Raw genomic sequence first — 9976 nt, forward strand, 5'->3', positions numbered from 1 at the left:
CTGAGGGAGCACTAGGCATCCCGTATTGGGCACTATGATGCCGGAAATCTGTGAGGCTCCACATCTCACTGTTCATCTTTTGTGCACCCAGTCAATGTTAGGTGGGATGCGTTCATGACATTTCCTTAGATACCATCCAGATTTGGGCTGCTATATCCCTGTTTCTGCTGTTCATGCCACAGGCTAGTCAACCCCCGCCGCCCACACTCTAGCGCCATATCACGAAATACTTTTGGCACCAGACCTTCACGGTCCAGCATCATTTCTACCGCCAGTTGCATATTCGTACCGGTGATAACTTCATAATGTGGATTGGTTATCGCTAGTTGTGCTGCCTGCCGGAACGGTGAGCCACCCAGTAAATCACTGAGAATAATCACACCATCACCACTATCGCAGGCAATGCAAGCTTCCTCCAACAACACCAGCAATTGTTCAGTACTGACTCCTTCAGGAAAATCGACAGCGCAACATTGGGGCTGTTGCCCTACTATCTGTTCCACTGCCTGCAACAAACCGCTGGCGAAACGACCATGCCCGGTGATTACAATACCTAACATTCCATTCCCTCAACGTCGTTTGTTAAAGAAAACCGACAAATTTACCCACAATGCCGAACGCCACCGTCAAACCAATTAACTTGACCGGCGAGAATCCCTTTTTCATCAGCCAAAACACCAACAGGGTGAAACACAACGGCAATAAATTAGGCATCAATTTATCCAGAACATCCTTCTGCAACGCCACACTCGCTTTACCAGCATTCACCACTACCGGCGTCGAAAAACGGACATACGAAGCCACCAGCGCTCCTATCACCGTCATCCCGACGATTGATGCCGCATGAGAGATATTTTTAGTATGTGTTTTTAACAACGCTAATGCATTGATACCCGCCCGATAGCCATAATGGGCCAAACCAAAACGCAAACCGAAATGTACGATGTTGAATAGCAACAAGAATACGATGGGGCCAAACAAGCTCCCCTGTAGCGCCAAAGATGCGCCAATACCGGCACAGATAGGTAACAAAGTCAACCAGAACAATGCATCACCAATCCCGCCCAGCGGTCCCATTAGCGCCACTTTCACCGCGCGAATAGTGGAGATTTTTTCCTTATTTCGCTCCATTGCCAGCACCAAACCGGACAGTAAAGTGACATCAAATGGATGCACATTGATAAACTCCATATGCATCTTCATAGAATTCCCCAGATCCTGCGGGTTCTTATGGATCTTACGCAATCCGGGGATCAAGGTGTACAACCAGCCCCCCGCCTGCATACGCTCATAGTTAAATGATGCCTGTAGCAACAAAGAGCGCCACGCCATACGATTCAGATCGCCTTTAGTCAGCTCCTCACCCGGCATACTGTCCTGATAATCATCTTGCTCAACCTGACTGGTCGCCAACGCCTGTGCCATCCTTTTCTCAGCTTTATCTGCCATAGCAGTATCGGTGTCGTTAAATGCCATCTTCCATCTCCTGAGACTGGGTGGTAGGTGTGCTGCGTTCAGCCACATCTTCCATACGGGAACGGTTAAAGAAATCGATTAGAGCAATCGCAAATGCGCCGAGTGCCACGGCGATAATCGGCATATTAAGGAATGTGACCGAAATGAAACCCAGAATGAAATAGGCAACATAGGTCTTCTTCATCATCATTTTCATCAGCATTGAAAAGCCGATGGCGGGCATCATACCGCCAGCAACCGCTAAACCATCTAGCAGCCACTGCGGTGCTTTCTGTACCATGACACTGGCAGCATCAGCACCGAAATAAATTGGCAAAAATGCCACGATAAAATAGAAGCAAAACAGAATGGTAATACCCAGATAGTTCACCCTCTCCACACCACGCCAGTTCAACTCTTTCACCATCTGATCGCATTTATGCATCATTGGTGAGAACACAGTAAAGAGCAGCGTAATGCAACCTTGTACCGCAATGGAAAACGGCACGGCGATACCAATCGCGACTTTAGGGTCAGCATTCGTCAGAATGGCAAATGCCGTACCAATCACGCCGCCAATCACCACATTTGGCGGCTGAGCGCCAGCCAGCGGCACCATTCCCATCCAGACCAGCTCCAGCGTCCCCCCCACTAATAAACCCGTCTGTACATCTCCTAAAATCAGCCCAACTAATGGACCAATCACTACCGGACGGTGAAAATGGGTCAACCCATCAAAGAGATCCACCCCCGCCAACCCTGCCAATAATCCAATCAATATCGCATCAATCAGCATAACTCACCTCTCAGGCCAGTAACTTAACGATGGGTTCTCCCGCTTCGTCCGGCACTCGCCGTACCTCGCAAGTGACGCCTAATTGCTCCAGTTCACGAAACACCACCACGTCACCGTCATCAACCGAAACCGTTTTATGGATTTGACGTTTGCCTTCGGCAAAATGCATATTGCCCACATTGACAAAGTTAATCGGTACCCCTCCCTTGACCAGCGTCAGTACATCTTGCGGCGTTTTACAAACGATAAAAATCTTCTGGCGTTCAGCCGCTTTATGGATCACATCAATGGTTTTCTGTAAGGTGAAATAGCGAGTCTGAACCCCATCGGAAACCACCATATCCATCAGGTTCTGCTGCACCAAATCACTGGCAACTTGATCGTTAGCCACCAATACCAGATTAGCTCCCAGTGAATTGGTCCAAGTCACACCGACCTGACCATGCACCAACCGGTTATCAATTCGAGTCATTAAAATATTCGGTATCGACATAATCACTCCTGCTACATTCAGTTGTTTGTGAGTACGCTAGAGGGTAAGGATAAATTTCCACCCCTTTCACCACGCGGTTGACCTCCCCTGTCGGACATGGATTGTCTGGCGTTATGCCCAGTGCCAGCGAGGTTTCAAACGCTAACATCTGCAAAAACATCAAATAGGGGAACAACAGCCAGATATCGTCTTGTTCACTATTAATCACGGTGAACCCTTTCCCCGGTGTGCCACTCAGTGCAACAATTTGACACGCCAATCCGTCATGATTCAGCTCATACCATAGATCGAGATCATAACGACGGCGATACTGATCAGCGGAGAGCATCATGACGACCAATGTATCCCGTTCGATCATAAACTTCGGCCCATGACGTACTCCCATTGACGAGTCGTAACGCGTAGCAACATGCCCGGCGGTCAACTCCAACATCTTGAGAGCGCCTTCTTCTGCTACGCCAGTAAAACAACTGGAACCCAAACACATCATGCGTTTAAAACCACTGTGTGCCAGCAACTTAGTCTGTACCTGCCACTGCTTCCACTCCCGTTCACACAACACGGCCATCGTCATCAATGGCTCGCGGCTCTGTTCCAGTGTTAATGGCCCCAGCAGCAACACAGTTGCCAGCGTCATACAACTAAAACTGGAAGTCATGGCAAAACTTTGATCATGAGAACTCTGTGGCATGTTCAGCGAACAAACGTGGGAACGCCCTTCGGCATAACGCGCCAACGCGCCATCAGGATTACAAGTCAGCATTAAGTGATAACAGCGCGGCAACAACTGATCAGCCAGTTGTACCGCCGCTACACTTTCCGGGCTATTGCCGGAACGCCCGTAAGAAATTAGTAATGTTGAACGCGTTGGATCAAGATATTGCAAAGGAGAAGGCACAATGTCCGTCGTACTGTACGCGACCACATTCAGCCCACACTGCTCACGTAACCAAGGCGCCAGAGCGCGCCCAACAAATGCAGAGGAACCTGCGCCGCACAGTACTATTTGTAACTCTGGGTCAGACAACAGAGGCGCCAAAAACGGTTGCCACAGCTCTTCCTCACGTTGCAGGCTTTGATATAACTGACGCCAAAGTTCAGGCTGCTGATGAATTTCTCTGGCAGTGTATAGCCCGTGATGCTCACGTAGCCAGGCTTCGGTATAGGAAAACAGTTCACTCATACTAACGCTCCTTGTACCTCAAATTCACAAGCCTGCGCATAGCTCAGCAACACAGAACAAATCTTATCCAATACCCAAGCGTGCGGATCATTGTCCAACCGTCCCGCATTAACTGCCTGCGCTTGCTCTGGCAGGTACTGACTTAGCAATGAAAGGGAAACTGGACGACAGCGCAGGTTATCCATCAAAGTATTAACGGCCTGTTGTACCTGCGGGTGCGGCCAGTAGTAACGCACGCGATCGCTCAGACTGTATTGACGATCAATAAGTTGTTGATGTGGTGTACCGTGGTAATAGCGATTCCAGTGCTCCGGCTGCTCAAGCATGACCTGTTCCAAAGTGGCACACAGACGAGCGGCTTGCTGTTCACTATTCCATTCACCATCGATCTTATCGAGCGCGAAAAGCGCTTCACGCAGGGCAAACGTCAACGCTGGGCCAACTTTCAGAATAGCGAAATGATCACGTACCAGTTCACGGTAAGCTTGCGCCGTTTGATAATCAGTAGAATGGGCTTCATAGACCAAATACGGTTGAGACTCGATATATTTACTCAGGGCCGTCGCACGTTCAGATTGGTAGTGTTCGACATGATGGTGATCGAACTCCACACCCGGTTGAACCACCAGCGCAATCACTCGCGGCCATACCTGTTCCAGCCCAGCCAACTGCCAGGCTTGTTGATGCACATTCAACGTTGTGGCCGCTGCCTGAGGCGTAGTGACTTGCATTCCTGCCAGTGCTTCTTTAGCGCCGCCCGGGACGGGCACTTCGGTACCTATCACATAAACAGGCGGTTCTCCCTCCACCTGCTGCCAACAACGCTCAGCCACTTGACATAAACGAGCTGCCCGTACCGCAACCTCCTTGTCGCCAAGCGGTATCGGATCATCAGCACAGGACATAGAACAATCAAGGTGGATCTTACGAAATCCCGCAGCCACATAATCATGTATCAAGGTTTCTGCCAGCTTCATTGCTTGCTCAGCGGGACGATCTTGCCAAACATTCGGTCCAAGATGATCGCCTCCCAACCAGATACGATCACGCGGTAAACCAATGCGATCGGCCTGTTGCCAAACTGCATCACGAAACTGAACGGGTTGCATACCGGTATAACCGCCAAACTGATTAACCTGATTAGACGTTGCTTCAATCAGCACCGACGTTTTACGTACTTTGGCTATGCGCAAAGCACTTTCCAATACCCAGGGATGGGCGGAACAGACTGAATAGATCCCCACCGCTTCACCTGATTTGTGGCGACGGATAAGTTGTAATAGTGACTGCATGGTATCTCCCATGCGAGCAAGAACTTCGGTAAGAACTACTCGTCGGCAATAATCACATCCACGCCGAGTTCAGTTAATGCTCGCCTGTAGTTATCGGGGACCCGGCTGTCAGTAATCAGCCGATGAATCTGTCCGGCCTGACGGATCATACAAAAGCTTCTGCGCCCAAATTTACTGGCATCCGCCACAGCAATAATTTCATGTGCCACCTCACACATTACGCGATTAAGGTGGGCTTCACCGGGGTGTGGTGTGGTTATCCCTGCTTCCAGATCAAACCCATCGACGCCAAGAAACAGAATATTAAAGCGATATTGACGCAATTGCTGTTCCGCAGCCGGACCGTAGAGCGAGTAGGAGTTCTGACGCACACTCCCGCCAAGCACCATCACATTTATCTGGTCAAATCCCGCCAACTCATAGGCGATATTCAAAGCGTTAGTCATTACCACCAAATCACGCCGCTCCTTAAGATGTGGCACAATTTGCGTGGTAGTCGAGCCAGAATCAAGGATCAGAGCATCGCCATCCTTAACAAACTGTGCTGCTTTAGCCGCAATGCGCGATTTCACATCACGATTCATCCTCCCCTTATCTTGCAAGGGGCGATCAAAGGCGAATTGCTGATTCAACATGGCCCCACCATAGGAACGCAAAGCGCAGCCTTTCTGCTCGAGATAACGCAGGTCATTACGAATAGTGACGCTAGAAACCCCAAAACGAGAACTCAAATGCTCAACACGTACACTACCCTCATGGCACAGCAGGTCGATAATCTGTTCACGTCTTTTTACGGTATCCACAGTCATTCCGTTATGCTCCTCAGATCTCCAGCGACATATTCACGTCGCCTGTGATGAATTGCTTTCTCTCTCTTTCGGTTTAATTACAGCAAAAGCAATGAAATGAAATTGTGATCGGTATTACAGTCTATTATATAGACAAAAACCAACCGAAAACGTTTCATTTGAAAACCAAACGAAAGAATACTTTCGGTTTTATGATTATTATTGTTTTATCCCGGAATCAGTCCTTATCCACCTTTTCGACGAAAATTGATACCAAAAAACCGAAAGCCCTTTGTTTTCAATCATCGAGTACAAAGTTTTATTTCAACAGGTGATAGAGATCACAACTTTAAGATTAGATGTGCAAATCCTGATAAAATCCAGGACTGAAAGCTCTCGCCTGTAATTAAGGAAACGACACAAATGACAAAACGATTTTCAGTGCTGACTGGCAGTCTGCTGCTTGCCGCTTCTCTCGGCGCTCAAGCCTCGAATACACCCGATCAGACCCGTCTGACAAATACTGTTGATAAGACCATACACTCCCTGATGCAGGAATATGACATTCCAGGAATGGCGATTGCGGTAACGTTCCGCGGTCAACATTTTTTCTATCAATACGGTGACGCATCAAAAGAAAGCAACACGCCGGTCACCAAAGAGACAATCTTTGAACTAGGCTCGGTCAGCAAAACCTTTGCCGGCAGCCTGATTTCCTGGGCGCAGGTGACGGGAGCCATTTCCCTCTCCGATAAAGCCAGCCAGCATTTTAAACCGCTTGCAGGCAGCGCCTTTGACAACATAAAGCTGCTGAATATTGCCACCTACACCGCGGGCGGCCTGCCGTTACAATTCCCTAATGAGATCGACAACAATAGCAAAATGGTGGACTGGTTCCAGCACTGGCAGCCAAAGTACACGCCCGGAACCTACCGCCAGTACTCCAATCCCAGCATTGGCCTGGCAGGTTATATCGTTGCCCAACGCCTCGAAAAACCTTACTCAATACTAGTGAAAAACCAGATCCTTTCACCGCTTGGTCTGCACCATATCTGGTTTAACGTGCCCGCGCAGGAGATGAAAAATTATGCATTGGGTTATTCAAAAGAGAATAAACCGATTCGCATAAACCCGGGCGTGCTGGATGAGGAAGCCTATGGTCTGAAAGCCAGTGCACAGGAGATGATCGGCTTCGTTGATGCGAATATCGATCCTTCCCACGTAGGTGACAGCAAGCTGACACAGGCCATTCGGGCAACCCATACCGGCTATTACCGGGTGGGTGAAATGACGCAAGGGCTGGGCTGGGAGCTTTATCACTGGCCCGTTACCCTTGAGCAGGTACTGAGCGGCAACTCGGCGCAGATCGCTTATCAGGCCAACAAAACTACGGAACTATCGCCGCCAGAGCCGCCAACGGATGCACTTTTTATCAATAAAACCGGTTCCACCAATGGCTTCGGCGCGTATGTTGCGTTTGTGCCGCAAGAGCAAATGGGTATTGTGCTGCTGGCCAACAAAAACTACCCCAACGAGGCGCGCATCAAAGCGGCCTGGCAAATCCTCAAGGCACTGAAATAACGCGCAATTGCGTTAAATACAGTGTCTGTTGGCAGCGACAATGCCTCCCCAGGAGGCGTTATCCATGACATATCGAGTCGTTAAGCCAGTAAGGCTTCCAAACCAGCGGTCACCGACTCCATACGGTGACCACCTGAGATCGCACCACTTATTACACTACTAGCACCGCCCATGATATTGGCCAATCCCTTAATAATGGCCACAGTCCAATAACGCGCCTTACCTTTAGCACTTTGTGCATGAGAGTCATGTCCTCTCTGTATGGCAGTACCAATCCTGCGAGCTGAGGCATTCAGAGTCAGATATTTCAGTGTGGTGGTCAGCACCTTGCCCGGTGACACCTGTGTGCCAAGGCCAGTATTCACATCGTTATCTATGCTCCTGAGGATGCGTTCACTTGCCGCCGCGCTGCAATTTGAAATCTATTGGGTATAACGAATAGCGCTGATATTTTCCTCATTCCATGATACAAGAACAGCAGCATTCTTAATTTTATCAACAAAGATAAAGAAAATAGTTTTAACTTCTGGGACACCATCATAAACATTATAATTATCAATCACCTTTCTATTTTCACCATATTTTGCCACAAGTGAAATTGATTTATGTCCTTCCTTCAACAAAAGAAATAGTCAAATGCTTATCTAGCGAAAAAGGCCCTTATACAATATTATCCTGTGCCTGACATATAAAAGACACAAAAGAAAGAAAAAATAATATAATGCATTTCATAATTCCAATCACTCTCTTTCAATTTCAAGCCCAAGAGTTTCGCCCAGCCGGTCAGCAATTTCTCCATGAGAATTTCCTATTAACCTAATTAGGTAAATCAACAAATTGTTCTTTCAATAAAGAGCGACTGACATTTTCATTTATCCCTGAACTCATCTCACATTTTTGATTGCTAATTAAATTTCCATCTTTCATTATACTGATCCCTGACTCAAAATCAGGATGTCTTCCGACATAATCTTCTGCTCTTATTATTCTATCATATATAATGATAATTATTGTTCTCAAATCTAATATGACTTTCTCCACCACCACTATACCCTGTATAACTAAAATATAAACCACCTTTGCCATTTATTTTTGGATAAATAAAGTCTACTTTGTTATTTTCTTCATGTTTATAATAAATATAATCACTTTTTTTACACACAGAAAACTTACTCTCTCTCATAGTACAATGAAAAACAACAATCTCATTATTTTTACATAAAGTTGTAGCTAACGAATACGAATTCAAAAATAATATGCCTAATAATAAATACTTCTTCATATTATATCCTCATAATATTTTTTTAAATTATTTAATCTTGCAGTTCTATCAGCCAATCCATTCCCCCATTTACCAATTTTGTTACTCTTTTGATATCATCACTGTCAGCAGCAACATTTATATTCTTACTTATCCAAAAAGCAAATGCTGTTTCTAATCCTATAGTTATATCCGTTGTAATTAAATCCGGATTATCAATAAGGTTAACACTACTATTAGCATTATATGCTAAATAAATCCTGCTTATTTCAGCATACATATGTTTTCCTGTTAATTGTATAATTCCGCGCCCCCTATATAAGTAACCATCACCACTATCTTCACTCCCATTTCCCATTCTGTTCGCATAAACATAATTTCCTAATGTTATTAATTCTATATTTTTACTTCTTATCCCATCCAAAAACACCACAGGATGCATATGCCATATTGGCTTCCCACTGTTAAACGGCTTCACCGTCTTTATCCAGCTTCCGTAAAATACGTTCATAACGGGCCGGGACTAACGCATGCTCCATCCGCCTGTCCTGCTTCGCCACCGCCAGTAAATGACGCAACCAGGCTTTCACACACTCCTCTCCCGTCAACTTACTGAAATCCGTGGTCGTTTTCTCTTCCAATAAACGAAATCCCAGCTTATTCAGGTCATGCTGATCGACCTCTTCCACCTGTTCCCCGTTCTGTTTTACCCAACTGGTCTGCGTCACTTTGTACCAGTTCACTCCATTTTTATCCGTAATCGAACTGGTCAATGTTTTTGCCAGCACGATTTCCTGCTGTATCCTGACCCCTAAAGGGGTAAAAATCTTGTGAGTCGCATCATAGCTGTGCAACATCTGGTCAAAACCACAGATAACATATTTTCGGCCATCTGCCAGATGCTTCGTGTTATTCACAAAATCCGGCAGCTTAATTTTCATAGTGTCATGGTGTACACCATCATTCATCTCCCCACTCATCATCCATGACTGGCGCTGAGGTGTCATCACCGGGGGCCTCCACGAAGATCTCCTTCGGCAACGTAAATCCCCGCAGTTTCAGCAACGCCAGCGGTCCCCCGCCCACTTCCGTGCGTAAAATCCACGTCAGCGGCAAACCATCCGGGG

Annotated in this window: 14 protein-coding genes; 1 reads left to right on the plus strand and 13 read right to left on the minus strand. The window is 46.9% G+C overall.

Features of this window, described 5'->3' with window-relative positions; genetic code table 11:
- Positions 1-125: 125 nt before the first annotated feature.
- Genes agaF through agaR form a run of 7 tightly spaced genes read right to left on the minus strand, consistent with a single transcriptional unit; the run spans position 126 to position 6028 of the window.
- Complete coding sequence (gene agaF, locus C5469_RS21385; protein ID WP_166310567.1) at positions 126-560, minus strand: PTS galactosamine/N-acetylgalactosamine transporter subunit IIA; 435 nt, start codon at positions 558-560, stop codon at positions 126-128.
- 22 nt (positions 561-582) lie between these two features.
- Entirely contained in the window at positions 583-1476 is an 894-nt protein-coding gene (locus C5469_RS21390; protein WP_166310569.1) for a PTS system mannose/fructose/sorbose family transporter subunit IID, read from the minus strand.
- Complete coding sequence (agaW, locus tag C5469_RS21395; protein WP_166310571.1) at positions 1466-2251, minus strand: PTS N-acetylgalactosamine transporter subunit IIC; 786 nt, start codon at positions 2249-2251, stop codon at positions 1466-1468. Before agaW ends, C5469_RS21390 begins: the two co-directional genes overlap by 11 nt.
- Before the next feature lie 10 nt (positions 2252-2261).
- Entirely contained in the window at positions 2262-2744 is a 483-nt protein-coding gene (agaV, locus tag C5469_RS21400) for a PTS N-acetylgalactosamine transporter subunit IIB (RefSeq protein ID WP_207629291.1), read from the minus strand.
- Positions 2710-3927, minus strand: coding sequence for an AgaS family sugar isomerase (locus C5469_RS21405; protein WP_166310573.1), 1218 nt, complete (start codon positions 3925-3927; stop codon positions 2710-2712). Before C5469_RS21405 ends, agaV begins: the two co-directional genes overlap by 35 nt.
- Positions 3924-5219 carry a D-tagatose-bisphosphate aldolase, class II, non-catalytic subunit gene (locus tag C5469_RS21410; RefSeq protein ID WP_166310575.1) on the minus strand — a complete coding sequence of 432 codons (1296 nt, stop codon included), beginning with the start codon at positions 5217-5219 and terminating at the stop codon, positions 3924-3926. Before C5469_RS21410 ends, C5469_RS21405 begins: the two co-directional genes overlap by 4 nt.
- Before the next feature lie 35 nt (positions 5220-5254).
- Complete coding sequence (gene agaR, locus C5469_RS21415; RefSeq protein ID WP_166310577.1) at positions 5255-6028, minus strand: transcriptional repressor AgaR; 774 nt, start codon at positions 6026-6028, stop codon at positions 5255-5257.
- 402 nt (positions 6029-6430) lie between these two features.
- Here agaR and ampC point away from each other — a divergent pair, with 402 nt between their 5' ends.
- Complete coding sequence (gene ampC, locus C5469_RS21420) at positions 6431-7588, plus strand: class C beta-lactamase (RefSeq protein WP_166310579.1); 1158 nt, start codon at positions 6431-6433, stop codon at positions 7586-7588.
- 80 nt (positions 7589-7668) lie between these two features.
- On the opposite strand, the gene C5469_RS21425 is transcribed toward ampC, so the two are convergent.
- The 6 genes from C5469_RS21425 to C5469_RS21445 all read right to left on the minus strand — a co-directional run bounded on the left by C5469_RS21425 (position 7669) and on the right by C5469_RS21445 (position 9859).
- Positions 7669-7953, minus strand: a complete 285-nt coding sequence (locus C5469_RS21425) for a hypothetical protein (protein WP_242689554.1) — start codon at positions 7951-7953, stop codon at positions 7669-7671.
- A gap of 57 nt (positions 7954-8010) precedes the next feature.
- Positions 8011-8211, minus strand: coding sequence for a hypothetical protein (locus C5469_RS21430; RefSeq protein WP_166310581.1), 201 nt, complete (start codon positions 8209-8211; stop codon positions 8011-8013).
- A gap of 47 nt (positions 8212-8258) precedes the next feature.
- Positions 8259-8387, minus strand: a complete 129-nt coding sequence (locus C5469_RS24150; protein WP_278249787.1) for a hypothetical protein — start codon at positions 8385-8387, stop codon at positions 8259-8261.
- Between the two features lie 192 nt (positions 8388-8579).
- On the minus strand, positions 8580-8870 hold the full coding sequence (locus tag C5469_RS21435) for a hypothetical protein (RefSeq protein WP_166310583.1): 291 nt from the start codon (positions 8868-8870) through the stop codon (positions 8580-8582).
- 31 nt (positions 8871-8901) lie between these two features.
- A complete protein-coding gene (locus tag C5469_RS23855; RefSeq protein WP_166310585.1) occupies positions 8902-9327 on the minus strand; it encodes a glycoside hydrolase family 19 protein in 426 nt (141 codons plus the stop codon).
- Positions 9314-9859: a hypothetical protein gene (locus C5469_RS21445; RefSeq protein ID WP_166310587.1), complete on the minus strand. Its 546-nt coding sequence runs from the start codon at positions 9857-9859 to the stop codon at positions 9314-9316. The genes C5469_RS23855 and C5469_RS21445 overlap by 14 nt, the downstream gene beginning before the upstream one ends.
- Positions 9860-9976: the final 117 nt, after the last annotated feature.

The organism is Photorhabdus cinerea (assembly GCF_011189575.1).
GTDB classification, from domain to species: domain Bacteria; phylum Pseudomonadota; class Gammaproteobacteria; order Enterobacterales; family Enterobacteriaceae; genus Photorhabdus; species Photorhabdus cinerea.